Source organism: Vibrio iocasae (assembly GCF_042245395.1).
GTDB classification, from domain to species: Bacteria; Pseudomonadota; Gammaproteobacteria; order Enterobacterales; family Vibrionaceae; genus Vibrio; species Vibrio iocasae.
In genome coordinates this window covers 1042715-1058433 of sequence record NZ_CP145310.1, presented here as the reverse complement: position 1 = coordinate 1058433, position 15719 = coordinate 1042715, and the positions used below count along the sequence as shown (strand labels likewise).

At 42.0% G+C, this 15719-nt stretch carries 15 protein-coding genes; 10 read left to right on the top strand and 5 right to left on the bottom strand.

From position 1 onward, the window contains the following. Positions 1 to 127: 127 nt before the first annotated feature. From vxrA to SNR28_RS04735, 5 genes are all read left to right on the top strand, one after another. Positions 128 to 1576 (top strand): sensor histidine kinase VxrA, encoded by a 1449-nt coding sequence (vxrA, locus tag SNR28_RS04755; protein WP_375749900.1) that lies wholly within the window; start codon positions 128 to 130, stop codon positions 1574 to 1576. Beyond that, positions 1551 to 2213 carry a response regulator transcription factor VxrB gene (gene vxrB / locus SNR28_RS04750; RefSeq protein WP_375749878.1) on the top strand — a complete coding sequence of 221 codons (663 nt, stop codon included), beginning with the start codon at positions 1551 to 1553 and terminating at the stop codon, positions 2211 to 2213. The genes vxrA and vxrB overlap by 26 nt, the downstream gene beginning before the upstream one ends. Next, positions 2213 to 3079 carry a DUF2861 family protein gene (locus SNR28_RS04745; RefSeq protein WP_375749877.1) on the top strand — a complete coding sequence of 289 codons (867 nt, stop codon included), beginning with the start codon at positions 2213 to 2215 and terminating at the stop codon, positions 3077 to 3079. The genes vxrB and SNR28_RS04745 overlap by 1 nt, the downstream gene beginning before the upstream one ends. Positions 3080 to 3145: 66 nt before the next feature. Further along, positions 3146 to 4351, top strand: coding sequence for a conjugal transfer protein TraF (locus SNR28_RS04740; RefSeq protein WP_375749876.1), 1206 nt, complete (start codon positions 3146 to 3148; stop codon positions 4349 to 4351). Positions 4352 to 4394: 43 nt separating this feature from the next. Then, the gene (locus SNR28_RS04735; protein ID WP_375749875.1) at positions 4395 to 4547 is read left to right on the top strand and encodes a YoaH family protein; all 153 of its coding nucleotides are present in this window, start codon (positions 4395 to 4397) and stop codon (positions 4545 to 4547) included. A 1015-nt stretch (positions 4548 to 5562) separates the two neighbouring features. On the opposite strand, the gene yciH is transcribed toward SNR28_RS04735, so the two are convergent. Together yciH and SNR28_RS04725 are read right to left on the bottom strand one after the other, a co-directional pair. Then, positions 5563 to 5874, bottom strand: coding sequence for a stress response translation initiation inhibitor YciH (gene yciH / locus SNR28_RS04730; RefSeq protein ID WP_375749874.1), 312 nt, complete (start codon positions 5872 to 5874; stop codon positions 5563 to 5565). A 2-nt stretch (positions 5875 to 5876) separates the two neighbouring features. After that, entirely contained in the window at positions 5877 to 6242 is a 366-nt protein-coding gene (locus SNR28_RS04725; protein ID WP_375749873.1) for a DUF3319 domain-containing protein, read from the bottom strand. 93 nt (positions 6243 to 6335) lie between these two features. Here SNR28_RS04725 and SNR28_RS04720 point away from each other — a divergent pair, with 93 nt between their 5' ends. After that, positions 6336 to 7298, top strand: a complete 963-nt coding sequence (locus SNR28_RS04720; protein ID WP_375749872.1) for a tyrosine-type recombinase/integrase — start codon at positions 6336 to 6338, stop codon at positions 7296 to 7298. Here the strand turns inward: SNR28_RS04720 and SNR28_RS04715 are convergent. Then, positions 7282 to 8286, bottom strand: coding sequence for a D-alanine--D-alanine ligase (locus SNR28_RS04715; protein ID WP_375749871.1), 1005 nt, complete (start codon positions 8284 to 8286; stop codon positions 7282 to 7284). The genes SNR28_RS04720 and SNR28_RS04715 overlap by 17 nt on opposite strands. A 153-nt stretch (positions 8287 to 8439) precedes the next feature. Then, positions 8440 to 9021, bottom strand: a complete 582-nt coding sequence (locus tag SNR28_RS04710; RefSeq protein WP_375749870.1) for an SPOR domain-containing protein — start codon at positions 9019 to 9021, stop codon at positions 8440 to 8442. A 218-nt stretch (positions 9022 to 9239) separates the two neighbouring features. On the opposite strand from SNR28_RS04710, the gene SNR28_RS04705 reads away from it, so the two are divergent. The 4 genes from SNR28_RS04705 (at position 9240) to SNR28_RS04690 (ending at position 15004) form a co-directional block, all read left to right on the top strand. Then, on the top strand, positions 9240 to 11906 hold the full coding sequence (locus tag SNR28_RS04705; RefSeq protein WP_375749869.1) for a GNAT family N-acetyltransferase: 2667 nt from the start codon (positions 9240 to 9242) through the stop codon (positions 11904 to 11906). Positions 11907 to 12630: 724 nt separating this feature from the next. After that, positions 12631 to 13380 (top strand): 5-oxoprolinase subunit PxpA, encoded by a 750-nt coding sequence (locus tag SNR28_RS04700; protein ID WP_375749868.1) that lies wholly within the window; start codon positions 12631 to 12633, stop codon positions 13378 to 13380. 5 nt (positions 13381 to 13385) lie between these two features. Further along, positions 13386 to 14087, top strand: coding sequence for a 5-oxoprolinase subunit PxpB (pxpB, locus tag SNR28_RS04695; protein ID WP_375749867.1), 702 nt, complete (start codon positions 13386 to 13388; stop codon positions 14085 to 14087). Further along, positions 14078 to 15004, top strand: coding sequence for a biotin-dependent carboxyltransferase family protein (locus SNR28_RS04690; RefSeq protein ID WP_375749866.1), 927 nt, complete (start codon positions 14078 to 14080; stop codon positions 15002 to 15004). The genes pxpB and SNR28_RS04690 overlap by 10 nt, the downstream gene beginning before the upstream one ends. A 283-nt stretch (positions 15005 to 15287) precedes the next feature. Here SNR28_RS04690 and SNR28_RS04685 read toward each other — a convergent pair whose 3' ends face one another. Further along, positions 15288 to 15638: a hypothetical protein gene (locus SNR28_RS04685; RefSeq protein ID WP_375749865.1), complete on the bottom strand. Its 351-nt coding sequence runs from the start codon at positions 15636 to 15638 to the stop codon at positions 15288 to 15290. Between the last annotated feature and the right edge of the window lie 81 nt (positions 15639 to 15719).

Here is a 15719-nt window from a genome sequence, read left to right as displayed (position 1 = left end):
TATGCGGGCCTTAATTTTATTTACATCTAACTGAAAAGTATGACTAATTAAAGCTTTATCCTACTGAACAATATATGATTTTCTTGTTTTTTACGCTATATTAAATGGCATATCTAACGCGTCGGAAATCAAATTGAAGACATCACGATTATTATTAATCATATGTTTACTGCCATTTACAGTTCAGGCAGATACATTACCAGAACGAATAAATACATTCGTCGATCTGTTTGAAAAGGTTGAACCTAAAAAACAGTATGATATTCGTGTATTACAAACCGACTTTCCAACTAAGCTCATATCACCTGAGTTTATGCTTCCACAAACCGGGAAGTATCCTCTCAAAGATATTCAGCAGCTGTATAGTTTGTCCCAAAACTGTTCGGGCAAACTTCCTTTAAGCCCAAAGGTTACTGAACCTCTAGTTTTTATTCGTGCACTATGCAAAGGTACACCGCTATCTAAAAAATGGTTTGCGAGAACCGGTCTGATTCACCCTGGTGGTGGTACGTATGCTGCTCGATACTCAAAAAAGTATCCCGATAGTTTCGAATCTCTGCAAAGTTATATGCACATTCAAGAGCGCCCAGAGGCAGAGGAAGATACTTTGCTCGGAAAATTGCAGAATATGACTTTCAGCTCACTGTCCGCACTAATTGCCGGTGAGAAGATGTTTATTAATGGTGATGAGCTTTGGCTTCGTGATGGTAATAAATATCTTCTTTATGACAGGAAGATCTGGAAAAAGAACATAGAGAAAGCCGAGATTTCCTTGTGGCTAATTGACGAAAACAGCAACTGTTTTGTACAACGTGGTAACCTTTGTATCGAGGTTCAGGATAAATCGAACCTTCTTATGAAGGCCATGATCGCACTTGTCATTGCAAACATTGCGCTGATTATCGCTTGGTCGATTTACCGCTGGGAGATGAAACGCCGCGAGTTGAAGAGCCGCATGCTCGTGCTTCAGATACTGACTCATGAACTAAGAACGCCAATAGCGAGTCTATCTTTAACGGTAGAAGGTTTTCGAAGAGAGTTCGAAAACCTTCCTGAAACTGTTTATGAAGAGTTTCGACGCTTATGTGAGGACACACGACGACTTCGTCAACTGGCGGAGGCAAGTAAGGATTATTTGCAATCAGACAAGCAACCTTTAGCAACTGAATGGATTCCTTCTATACAGGAGTGGCTAGAGTATCGCTTTGAAGAACATTCCAACCCACCGACACTAACGATAAAGCAAGATATTGCAGCTAAAGTTAATGTCTATTGGTTGGGCACTTGTATAGATAACCTGGTCAATAACGCAGTGAAGTATGGTAAAGCGCCAGTAGAGTTAAAGGTTGATGTAAAGCCCAGTCGAATTAGTTTCAATATCATCGATCAGGGCACTTTAACTCGCAAAGATTGGAAAACGCTCAAAAAGCCATTTGTTAGTAAAGCTGGGTTAGGGCTAGGATTAACTATTGTAGAATCTATGGTGTCTCGTATGGGGGGCAGAATGTCTCTTAGTGGGCCACCGACAACATTTACCTTGGAGATACCTTGTGAAACAGACATTGCTACTCGTTGAAGATGACAAAAACTTGGCTGATGGCTTACTGGTTAGCCTGGAACAAGCGGGTTACGAATGCTTTCACGCAGAAACAATTGCTGAAGTTGCACCACTATGGGAAAAAGCGGATCTAGTAATTCTCGATCGACAGCTACCTGATGGTGATTCAGTTGATCACCTTCCTACCTGGAAGGAAATTAAGCAGGTGCCAGTTATCTTACTGACTGCTCTTGTTACGATCAAAGACAAAGTTTCCGGGCTTGATGCAGGTGCAAACGACTATCTGACAAAACCGTTTGCAGAAGCTGAGTTATTTGCTCGTGTTAGAGCTCAACTGAGAAAGTCCGATAGTGATGATGGTTCGGATTCGAACCGTGTTACGACAGAACACCTTGTTATTGATAAAAGCACGCGCGATGTTTTTTACAATGGCGAGCCAGTGACGCTAACAAGAACAGAGTTTGATCTTTTGTTGTTCCTGGCGAGCAACCTTGGCCGAGTATTCACCCGCGATGAATTGCTTGATCATGTATGGGGCTATAATCACTTCCCAACAACACGAACAGTAGATACTCATGTACTTCAGTTGCGCCAGAAGTTGCCTGGAGTCGATATCGAAACGCTTCGTGGTGTTGGTTATAAGATGAAATCTTAATGTACAAAAATCTACTCACGACATTATTGCTTGTGACACCAGTTTCCGCGGCTACCGCGGAAAACTGGTTTGAAGGATCCTCTCCTTTGATCCAGGCGCACCAAATGCTGTTAGATGACAATCTTGAGCAGAGTTTTTCTGCGATGATTCAAGTTTGGCAAAGCAACAATAATGCGTATATGGATAACCACTTAAATCAACTACTCCTAAAAGCGCTCGAAAAAGATTGTGGTAAGAGTCTCAGTTCAGAGCCACTCGCTGAGTGGTTAGATGAAGTTATCGTTCGACGACAATCCATTGAGAGTCCGGGTAGGAGAGTTGAAAGAGCGGTTGTTGATGCGGTCACTCAAGTAGACATCGAAAGTATTGATCTAATTAAGTGGCCAGCGACGCCAGTTTCCGATGAAACGGAATATACGATCGTAAACGAATCTGATAAAACAATACACCGTAACTTTTTCTCTTTGAGTCAACGCCTGTCCAAAGGGCTATATAAAGTTGTCATCAAATCTGCCAGCAAAGGTGTTTGGGAATCTTGGGTGGTGATAGGTGAAGCCGAAGCGAAAGAAGTCGTCCGTTGGGAAACAAAAGATAAGTGGGCGGTTGATAAGTTTGGTTTGCTGAATCCTTACTGTGCATTGCCAGTTATGGATATTGGTTTATACGATTATGTCGATGATCAGTATAAAAAAGTGTGGAAACGTTCATACGAAAGTGAGTATCCGAAAACTTTACCCCAAGAAAGCTTCAAACCGGATCGATATGTGCTAGCTGTATCTATCACTCATAAAAGATGGCAAGGTGCGATTACCATTGAAGAGCAACAAGTCATCAGTAAAACTCACGACATATCTGCTGAGGAGTGATAAAAATGTAAAGGTTCGGCGCAATGCGCCGATACACTGTCATTGGATGATTTTAGGTGTAAATATATGAATAAACTACGTTTAGCGGTAGTCGGCACGGTTTCTCTAACTTCTTTTTCTACTCTTGCCGCTAACTATGCTGTTGATGCACGCGGTGACGCTATGGGCGGAACTGGTGTTGTTTCTGCTACCTACCTGACAGCCCCATTTTATAACCCAGCATTGACGGCAATTTATCGCCGGAATGATGACGCCGGAATGTTATTGCCGAGTATCGGACTTATGTACGATGACACGGACAACATGGTCGATAATCTTGATGTGATTGCAGACAACATAAAAGCAATCAAAGATAACCCAGCCGCAGCTGACCCTAGTGTCCTAACAAGCGTGGATACTGCTCTAAACAACCTAAAGGGCAGCGAAGCAAAACTGGAATTGGGCGGTGCTGTTGCCTTTGGTATTCCTAACCCATACCTTTCGATGACGATTTTTGGTAAGGCGTACACGGAATCATTTGTTACACCTGAAGTCTGGACTAGCTCAGAAGCAACTGAGGCTGGAAGAATTGCAGAAAGTGCTGAGTTGACAGCGGTAAATGCAGTTTCTATTGGTGTTGCAGAAGCGGGAGTATCAATTGCTCGGTACTCAACTGTTTTCGGTCAGCATATGTCTTTTGGTATTTCTCCAAAACTACAAAGAATTTATACATATGTTTATACCGCCTCTCCTGAAAGCTATGACATTAAAGATTTGCGAGAAAACGGTACTGGGGAAACTATTTTAAACGTAGATATTGGTGCGTTGTGGTTTTATGGACCACTACGAGTTGGTTTTACTGGTACCAATCTCGTTGGGCGTGATATCGAAACAAAGCAGATTACGACTGTTTTGACGAGTAGCTCAACAAGCAATACTCATACAATCACGACAGACTTCGAGTACAGAATGAGACCTCAATATACTGTTGGTCTTGGATATGTTGATGATTACTTTGCTCTAAGCGTCGACTATGATCTGAACGAAGATGAACGTTTTACTTCCTTTAAGGACAATACACAGTGGTTTAGAGCCGGTATTGAGATCGATATCTTCCGCCAACTTGCACTTCGTGGTGGTTATAAAAAGAACATGGCTTATAGCGACTCAGAAGATACATTTACTGCAGGTGTTGGATTATCACCACTAGGCTTATTAGAAATGGATGTTGCGGTTAGTTATACATCTAAAGACGCGATGGGCGGTTACGTAAACTTCCTTGCTACCTACTAAAATCCTGTTAATATTCGGCTTCTGTAAAAAAGGAGCCGAATATATGTTTAACGACCTTCCTACTTTATCTCACCAAGAGCAACAAGAAGCAGTTGATAAAATCCAAAAGCTGATGGCTGAAGGAGTGAGTACTGCAGAAGCCATTCAAATAGTTGCTGATCAAATCCGTAAAGAACAAAACGAAAAAGCAGACTAAAGGGAAGGGGAGTTATCTCCCTCTCTTACACTTACTCATAGTTCTCGTATTGGTACCCCTCTAGTGCAATATAACTAAATGCATTTCTCTTTTTATAATTAGGCTCATCAAGCCAGTGTGACCAGTACCAGGTTAATCAAGCAATTAGTTTCTCTGCCAAATCTTACTAACTCACTGTTTTTACGCAAACCTACTAGGTTGAATATCCCACCACACCCAAGAATGATACAAATAACAATACAAATTACGTCGAGACTGTAATTAAATTACATCCTAACTTCGTTGCAACAGAATATTGTGCTGACCATGTTCTAAAAGTGACAGATCTGCGTGTGAGCATTTACTCATGCTGGATGCCTTATAAAGCCGCAACATATAGCCATAACCAGTGGTTATAATGTGTTTGTCATCGAATAAAAAGGACACAAGTTCATATTAAGTGGTGTAAGTAATGGTCATTTTCGGTATTTGAATCAATGTGACCATGTAACGACTGGCATCACCGGTAAGACGTGGATTAGTTGGGATTAAGGCGTGTAGGTTCTATTCCTCCTCGATAAGCCTTTAGTCCTGAAAAACTAATTACCTTCGATATGAAGCGTAGACGCGGTAGAAGACTAGTAGCACGCTAGACATAGATAATTCGCAACTCATGTGCGTGTGTTGCAAATATCGACCAAAGATAATAGAAACCGATTCCTTAAGGTCGATTCGCAGTTTTAGGTTCTTCCTAAACAGCTCTCATCGACGGACTGATGGTAAAAGTACGTATGAACTGAAGAAAGAAATGCCAGTTACTTGCTTCGATAAATTGGGTGCTTTGGCGTCGTAGTTACCATGTTTGTATTGTAACTTAACCAATGCACATAACTACGCATTATGTGTGTTATGTTAAATGTACTGGGTTTAGGAACAGTCTTCTATTCACTTTATTGTTCCCCTAGCTTCCAAACAATAAAAAACCAGCATCTCTGCTGGTTTTTCTTAACCGTATACATATAACGCTATGCCTGTATTAGCCACCCGCTAGTTTTGCTGTAAATCCCTTTTTCTCTAGGTGTGCTTTGATCTTGTCTCTGTTGTCACCCTGTATTTCAATGGTGCCATCTTTTACAGATCCACCACAACCGCATACTTTTTTAAGCTCTGCTGCTAACAGTTTCAATGGAGCGTCATCCAAATCAAGTCCTGTTACGATACAAACACCTTTGCCTTTACGGCCTTTGGTTTGTCTTTGGATACGTACAATGCCGTCACCTTTTTCGCGCTTTGGTTTTTCTTGTTCTGGCTTAATACGGCCTGTTTCTGTTGAATATACTAAACTCATTATTACTTCTTCTGTCTGCTAGCCAATACTTCAAGGTGCTTATCAATATGCTTCTTGATCGCTTCTTTTGAACCTTTTACTAGCTTACCTTTAAACATACAATACCAGCTGTTCTTTGCGCCAGAATCGCTTTTAATAGAAAATCCATTGTACTCTTCAATCTGTTCATTTGCTTCTTCTCCAGAGGCTGGAGCTAGCGATGCAAACTCTTTAGGATCGATAACAGTTGCAGTATCACACCACCAATCAATTGATTTTTTTACTGCAGTGAGATTTCCGGAAAGAACTTGGTTTTTGATTCGTACATGCCAGACTTCTCTATCCGAGCTTGACTGTATGCAATATCCTCTGTGAAATGTAGTAGCCATACCGCTTGATTATGCTTTTTATTAGGAATCTATTAATAATAATTACATTTAAGCGATATTCAAGCCCAAAATTGCCTGTTTTTAAGTAGTTAAATGAGTAGAAAAAGATTACAACCGATTGAAAATAAAAAAGAATGTGAACTTAGCGTACACCGGTTCAAACAGCAAGTGGATTTCACAAATGTGCGTACGGTAACAACTGGGCTTTACTCAAAAAGCTCTGAGCTGGCTATTGCGTCAGATTGGAACCGCTTTGTCAGTTTTTGCCATGCAAATAACGTATCACCTTTACCTGCATCTGTGGCTGCAGTTAGGCTCTTTCTTGAAAAAGAAGCCGCCAACCGAAAGTATTCCTCTATAAAACGTTACAGTGTCTCGTTAGGCATTATTCATAAGGTTCACGGTTATCCCGATCCCTGTCTAAATAGACAGGTAAGACTCTCTATCAAACAACTAGAGCAAACAAAGAAAGGTGATGCACGTCAGGCGAACGAATTTACTGAAGAACACCTGTCGTCCTTGTACGCTATTTTGGACAAAGAAAAGACTAACCTGGCCTATCGTGATATAGCGATATACTTCGTCATGTTCGAATGTGCATTAAAACGCTCTGAACTAAAAAAACTAAAAATTGAAGATATTGAGCAAACAGACTTGAATTCAACGATTTCCATTCAGGACAACAGATACCCTTTAAGTGAACAAGCTTCAACAGTATTGAAGCGATGGCTTAAGTTATTGCCTGAGACTGGTGTTTGTTTTCGGAGAATCGACAGACATGGAAATATTGGCGATAGCATACTAGATGATTCGTCTATTTACCGAGTACTGAGGAGAGCGAGTGATAGGCTTGGTATGCCGGAAAACCTAAGATTTACCGCTCAATCTCCTAGAGTGGGTGCGGCCAGAGAACTTAGCAGACAAGGGCATAAGTTGAAAGATATTCAAATCTTCGGGCGCTGGCTCAGCCCTGCTATGCCAGCGCAATATCTTGAGTTAAAAGACACATCAGAGTCTGAAATGTCTAAGTTTAAGACCATCAGACCTTGGGACTGATCGCCTTTCTTACGGCAGACGCCAGGAACTCACTAAAATCATGGCCGTTGTTTTCCAGCATCTTAGGAAACATGGAAATTGGCGTCATACCTGGAAAGGTATTGATTTCGTTCAGATAAAGATCGCCATCTTTCGTATAGAAGAAATCAATTCGGGAAAGGTCTTTTAAGTGAAGTTGGCGAAAGGCCTTCGCAGAAAAGTCAGCGATTTTAGCAAGCACATCCGCTGACAAGTTCTTTGCTTCTATTTCTGTTACAGAGTGGCTATCGCTGCTGTACTTTTCATCGTAGCTATAAAACTCTCCTTCGGGAGCAATGACTTCTCCTGGTTTTGAAACAAAGAGTTCACCATCGATTTCATAAGCAGCCACTTCTAACTCTCTTGGCTTAACAGATTTTTCTATAAGCACTTGATTAGAGTAGCTGAAAGCAGAGTCGATGGATGAAGCTAGTTCATCTTTAGACGTGACACTGTAGCATCCAACGGAAGAGCCCTGACATGCTGCTTTAACAAATACTTTTCCCCATTTATCAAAAGCTTGACTCGCTTTCTCTATGGCTTCTTCACTGTTCTCAGTAAGATATAAGTATGGTGTGTTAGGGATGTCGAGAGCATCGTACCAAAGCTTAGACGTAATCTTATTGAAGCAGAGTACGCTAGCTTCCGCTCCACAACCAAAATACGGAATCCCTGACAGTTCGAACAGAGATTGGAGATCACCTGTTTCACCAGGGTATCCATGCACACAAGGAACGATATAGTCGATTTTCGTCTCACAAGAATCGGATATCAGTGACTTTTTGTTTATATCCAAAATGACTTTTGTTCCATTGTCCTTCACCCAAGCATCCGATTTAATTTCAACCCGAACCACATTAAAGTCGGTTTGTTTGTTGAGCTGCTCGAGAAGAAAGTTGGCAGAAACCAGTGACACTTCATGTTCTGACGAATCACCGCCACACAGAAGAAGAATATTAGACATAGTCATTAAGATATCGATCCATGAACAACGAAAAGTAATAGGGACTAATCATAGCTAACTGACCAGCAACGTACAGCGAAATCAGGTAAATATTATGACAAATCGTAGTGATTGCTTAGAAAACAGTCTCAAAAAAGGGCCTTTCGGCCCTTAATGGAATTATTTTAGTTTTCTAAGCTTCGGGTAATCAGAGTTTTTTACACTGTCTAAGCTTTTGACAAACGGTTTAAGCTCTCTGAAATATGATGGCAAAGTGGCGATTGCCGCTTTTGCTTCAGATTTTGTTTCGTAATCTCCGTATAGCAGAGCGTACCAATCTGTGCCATTAACTCTCTTAAAGTGTTCCCACACTGGTGTGCCTGATGGAAGTTGGTTGGCAAGAGTCTGAGCCTTTGCAGCGCTATCTACAGCGATCACCTGGAGTGTATAGCCGAATCTTTGTACCTTATCTCTGTGTTTTTGCTCTGCAGCGATGATTCTTACTTTTTTCGATTGTGATTTAGCTTGAGCCGGAGCCATTTGTGAGCTTTTTGCTGGTGCTACCAGCATTGTGCTATTAGATTTTGGTTTTGATTGAGACACTGAAGTTTCGGTCATTGTCTCTGTCGCAGGCATTGCAGCGGCAACTACCTGTGGCTTGTATTCTTCCTTGTAACTTTCTGATGTTACATCTGTGGTGTATGTACCGCTAGAGCAAGCTGCTAGCAAAACAGAAAGCGCGATAATCGAAATCTTTTTCATGAATAAACTAATAATTTTCAGAGTTATAAAACACTTCTAGAATCATGCCTATAGACTAGAACAGAATCAAGCGACTATTTAGGTTAGGCACTTATTTGATGTGACCTGAGGCACAAACTCAACCTTACACCTCGCATGTTATCCAAAGCTTAGATGTAAATACGTTTATTGTCAGATAGATGGATTATTATTAATTCGTGCTTACTACAGGAGCGATCATGAATAATATCTCTAAGTTGCTTAAACCCTCGTCAGTGGCGGTAATCGGTGCTTCAAATCGTCCGTTCAGGGCCGGCGAAGTGATTATGAAAAACCTACTTCTTGGTGGCTATCAGGGCGCAATTATTCCTGTTACTCCGAAATATAAATCTGTTTGTGGTGTGCTCGCCTACCCCGATGTTCAGTCGATGCCTATTGTTCCTGATGTTGCGATATTGTGTACAAACGCCCGACATAACAAAGAACTCTTTATCGCTCTGGCTGAACGTAAAGTCCCTTCTGTCATCATTTTGTCTTCTGATATGCATAATACAGGGCCCGATGGCCTTACTATTGAACAAGAGTGTGTCGATATCGCGAAGCAAAACGGGATACGAATTTTAGGGTCTAACTCTCTCGGCATTGTCCTGCCATGGATTAACTTTAATGCCTCTTTCTCTCCTGTTACCGCTCAGAAAGGCAACATTGCCTTTGTGTCTCAATCTGCGGCTGTATGTACCACAGTACTCGATTGGGCAAATGACAAAGACATAGGGTTTTCTGCTTTTATCTCTATTGGTAACGGGAGTGACATCGACTTTGCAGAACTGTTAGACCATCTCTGTACCGATAGCCATACCAGTGCGATTCTCCTGTATCTTGATTCGATTAAAGACGCTCGAAGGTTTATGTCAGCTGCGAGAGCCGCTTCCCGAAACCGTAGGATATTGGTGCTTAAAGGCGGCCGTACACACGCCGGAAGGCAAGCTGCAAAACGTCATACAGGCGGTGGCGATACGCTGGACATCATTTACGATTCCGCGATAAGAAGAACGGGCATGCTGCGGGTAAATAATACGCATGAGTTGTTTGCTGCGGTTGAAACCTTAACCCACGCAGTACCGTTGCGAGGTGAAAGGCTCGGTATTATAACTAATGGTGGCGGTCCATCTATTATGGCGGTAGACACGCTTCTTCAAAGAGGTGGAAAGCTAGCCGAGTTGTCGGTTGCCACAAAAGACAAGCTAAGTTCAGTTCTGCCTGCTTCCTGGTCTCATAGTAATCCAGTCGATATGGTTGGAGATGCGGGTAAAGACAGATACGTAAAAACAATTAACGCGATGCTGGACAGTGATGATATCGATGCGTTGCTGATTATGCATAGCCCATCTGCTGTGGCACATTCTACTGAAACGGCTCAAGCGGTTATCGACTGTATAAAGAATCACCCTAGGCATAAACGTTTTAACATCCTCACAAACTGGAGTGGTGAGAAAACCACCCGTGAGGCCAGAGCGTTGTTTACTCATGCTGGAATACCGACCTATCGAACACCAGAAAGCGCTGTTGTTGCCTACATGCACCTGGTCGAGTACAGGCGTAATCAAAAACAGTTGATGGAAACACCAACGTCAGCGGAACAATTAACCCAAGAGCAAGTACAAACCGCCAGAGAATGGGTGAAAGAGAAAGTGAGAGATGGTGAGGTAACTCTGGATACACACCAAATCACCCCTCTACTAAAACAGTATCATTTTACGGTTCTGGACACTTGGATAGCACAGGAAGCAAGCGAAGCGGTGCAGATCGCAGAGCAAATAAGTTACCCTGTAGCGGTTAAGCTTCGTTCACCAGATATAGAACACAAATCTGATGTACATGGTGTCTTCCTGAATCTGAAAACAGCGACAGAGGTGCATAATGCCGCGCAGTCTGTGTTGGACAATGTGCAACATGAGTACCCTGAAGCGAGAGTTCACGGGCTGATTGTTCAGGAAATGGCGAGTCGGATCGGGGCCTATGAACTTCATGTTAAGGTTGCGACAGATGAAACCTTTGGCCCTGCAATTTTCCTCGGAGAATGTGGTTCTGAGTGGGATGAAAATATCGATGCAGCGGCAGCTCTGTTACCTCTGAATATGGCTCTGGCTCGTTATCTGATTATTCGTGCAATAAAGGGTAACAAGATACGTCCTCAACAAACTTCGTTTTTGAATATTGATACGCTTTGTGACTTTCTGGTTCGACTCTCTCAAATGGTCATCGATAACCCTGAAATTGACCAGATAGATATTCATCCGTTGCTGGTTGGGGAGAACTCGCTGACGATTCTCGATGTCGATTTGAAACTCAAACCTTTTACTGGTGACGCTCATCAACGACTGGCTATCAGACCTTATCCGGTCGAGTTTGAAGAACGCGTTGATCTAAGAAATGGGCAAAATATACTTCTGCGCCCTATTCTTCCTGAAGACGAACCTGCCCATGCTGAGTTTATTCAGAACGTTTCAAAAGAGGATCTTTACAAGCGATTCTTTACTGATGTTGGTGAATTTAATCATGAGGCTCTAGCTAATCTAACTCAAATAGACTTTGACAGGGAAATGGCATTTGTAGCTGTTGATAGCGATGGACATATAATTGGCGTATCCCGTGCCTTGATTGATCCGGAGAACATCGATGCGGAGTTTGCTATCCTTATTCGCTCCGACCTTAAAGGACAAGGCTTAGGAAAGATCTTGATGAACAAAATTATCGACTATTGCAGGCAGAAAGGTACCAAGCAGATGTCAGGAATGACGATGCCTACAAACCGCGGAATGCTAACTCTTGCTCAAAAACTGGGCTTCGAGCTGGATATTCAGTTTGAAGACGGTACAGCGGATATGTTACTCCCACTTAACTAGGTTTACAGATGCAAAAAGAGCCACTTTATGTGGCTCTTAACTCTATGATGTATAACTAAATCGGAAAGAAAAATTGATATTAAAAGATGTCCGACTTATTTTTGTTTCATTTCTTTTCTAACCATTACTACAGCGGCAACGATAAAGGTAAGAATTAGCGCAAGCTCCACAAATATCTCCTCTCAATTAATAAATTCATCAAAACTAACTAGATTGTAACATGATAGGCGGAATTTTGTGCGGTAAAAGTTGTTTTTTGTACAAACGTTGAGCTGTATCAAAGAAAATAACTAGTAATATTATCTCTATTTTATGTAATTACATGTTTTTATTTATATTTAATATCTCAGAGATTTAATTAAGATTGGGTTTGTTCTAATAATTAAATGAATTTGATCACTGATTCTTTGCGCTGTTTGATGCATTTTAATGAAATAACTCATAACTAGGGTCTGTTGACCTTTTGAGCTGATTTTTGCAGCAGTTTGTGGGTTCTTTATACAAGGCAGAGGCTTTGAAATGTAGTTACTCTACCTGATTAAGCCGATAACGTAGTAGAAAGGAGCCACAAACGCTGCCCGAAGGGTTCGGCTAAAAGCGTTTTACTCTTTGTTGAGAGGTATTTTGCTTAGAATAACTAGGCTACAAACCTCTCGCCGCGATTAAAACGCTTTTATCTCGAACAAAATTTAACCGCAAAAGGTCAACAGACCCTAGGACACTTATGGTAAGGAAAGACCGTTTATTGATTAATTGCGATATGGGTGAAAGCTTTGGTCCCTGGAAAATGGGTAACGATTCTGAAGTGATGCCCTGGGTTGATATGGCGAATATCGCTTGTGGGTTTCATGCATCGGATCCCGCGACGATGGCTAAAACCATTCAGTTGGCGTTTCAACATGGAGTAATGATTGGAGCGCATCCGGGTTATCCCGATCTACAGGGTTTCGGGCGCAAGTCCATTGCATTTCCGGATACAGAAATCAGCCAGATGGTGATCTACCAAATTGGGGCGATGGATGCCATGTGTCGGTATTACAATGCAGAGTTAAAGTACGTTAAACCTCATGGTGCTATGTATAACGATATGATGAAAGATCCAGGCATCTTTCGCGCTATAGCCAGTGCTTGTGAAGTTTATTCTTTACCGTTGATGATTTTGGCAACAAACCACAACGATAAGTACCTGGAAATCGCAGACGAGTACAATGTCCCTCTTTTGTTTGAAGCGTTTGCAGACAGAACCTATCTGGATAATGGCCTGTTGACACCTAGGACCCATGAAAAAGCGGTCTTGCACAATAGTGACGATATCTACTATCAAGTGATGCAGTTAGCAGAATATGGCAGCGTCACATCAGTCAATGGTCAAAAAATTACATTGGAGGCCGATACAGTTTGTATACATGGAGACAACACGTACTCTATTGCGGTTGTGAGAAGACTAAATGAAGCGCTTGAGGAGAGGTATTAACCGCTATGATATGGGATAAACTTTCTATTGAAGCAGTTTGTGAGTCGTCAATCCTGATACGATTCTCTGATGAAATTGACGTTCAGCTGCCAAAATACATCAGTGCAATTGCCGAGGTTATCGTCTCTGAACACTCAGATTCGATCATGAGTGTCACACCATCTTATACAACCTTGTTGATTGATTACCTTCCTTTCAGGATTTCTGAAAAAGATCTGCTTAGTAGCATCGCATCGTTATTGCATTCACTCGAGTTTTATCCAGAAGAAGAGAATAATCACAGCATTGTGTTTCCTGTTTATTACCACGAGAGTGTCGCTCCAGATTTACCTAAAATACTGTCCGAAAAAAAAATCTCGCTTGAACAACTTATTGAGCTGCACACATCGCAGGAATATACGGTTTGTACAATAGGCTTTGCTCCGGGTTTTGCTTTTCTGGCCAATGTAAAAGAAGATTTAGCAACCCCCAGGCTTGAAACGCCGAGGCTAAAAGTCATGAAAGGCAGTGTTGGGATAGCTGACAGACAAACCGCTATCTATCCCAGTGATACGCCCGGAGGATGGAACATTATAGGTAACTCTCCTGTTGAACTGTTTGACCCGAATAGTGAAAGGCTCTCACCTTTTCGGGTAGGAGAAAAAGTACGGTTTGAATCGATAGATAAATATGAGTACAAAGAACTAGGTGGCAAGTTATGGGTGTAATGGAGGTGATTAAACCAGGTCAGCTGAGTCTTATTCAGGACATAGGAAGGTTTGGTATTACACCACTTGGTGTTACGCAAGGTGGCCCATTAGATGAGTACGCTTATTGTTGGTCTAACTTACTTCTGGGAAACCCAGCTGGCTGCCCTACTCTTGAAATTACACTCGGACAGGCTGAGTATCGATTCACCAAAGGTTGCATGGTAGCGATTTGTGGAGGCGATCTTCAGGCAAAACTTGATGATCGGCCAGTTCAGAACTGGTCATCTTTTTATGTTTCCAAAGGACAAACACTTAAATTTGGCCTTCCTGTAAATGGACTTCGAGCTTACCTGGCCGTTGCTGGTGGCTTTGTTGTTGAACCACATCTTGGCAGTACTTCAACCGTTCTAAGAGAGAAACTTGGTGGATTGCATCAGGATGGAACTCCCTTGGTCGCTGGAGATGTATTGCCTCTGGGTATGCCTCAACACAAAACGGAACCAAAACAGGTTTCTTTTCGGTTTGTTCCGGACTACAACCTGCCATTAAGGCTTCGGGTAATCGAGTCTTATCAGGCTCAAGAGTTTACTAAAGAAGCTCGCAGAGCTTTTTACAGAAACACTTACAGTGTGAGTCAGTCGAGTGATCGCATGGGTTATCGATTGACGGGGCAGCCTGTCACTCCTCCCCGAAACGGAGTGATATCTGAGGGAATTGCGCTGGGTTCGATACAAATTCCCCCTGATGGCCAGCCCATCGTTTTGCTCAATGACAGGCAAACGTTGGGTGGATACCCCAAAATTGGTGTTTTAGCCCGTATCGATCAGCCGAGAATTGCTCAGGCTAAACCGGGTCACTCTGTGAAATTTATTAAAGGTAATCGTCGACACTTGCAGGCTATCTGGTCAGCATGGGCGTTAAGGTTTGGCTATTAGAGCCCAAACACCAATATATGACAAAATGGTTTAACTGTTGCTGTGTATATAGTTAAAACATATTAAAAACTGCTTGACCCCAATTCAGTGAATAAGTCAAAAGCCGTTGTATAAAATTAATACTCTTTCTAAGGACAGACACCATGTGGGCTCTACTCAAGAGCCCATTTTTCCACAATGAGTTATCCCAAATGTTATCCACTGATTTTGTGGATAACTCTAGTTTAAAGTGAATAATCGGGACAAAAATTAAGCAACTGGCTCAATGTGAGCCAGTTAACAATTATTTGGTGTCAGTGATACGTCGGAAAGCGACAGACTTATCCAGCATGGAAGGTAACGAGAATGACGAGCGATATTTTGAACTGATTTGTTTCGCGGGTTGTTGTTGATTCGTCGCGGCTGCGTAGTGAGTCATATATTCTTCTGTTATCGGGTATCCCGATGCAGAGCCGATAACTTTGTCCTCTTCACAATAAGGGCATACTGCAGTGGTGCTATGCCCTGTCCATTCTACGACTTTAGACGGGCTGAAAATTCTAAGGCAGCTCAGGCAGCCACATCGGCTTGAGGATATTATCTGCCTGAAGTTGCGCTTAGTGTGTTTTTTAATTGCGTGTCTGTTAAGTTCCATCTTAAACAACTATTTTGCTCATCGTTCCTGGTAATCGATATTTTCAATTAACAGGAATGTTAATAAAACTGATGAGCTATT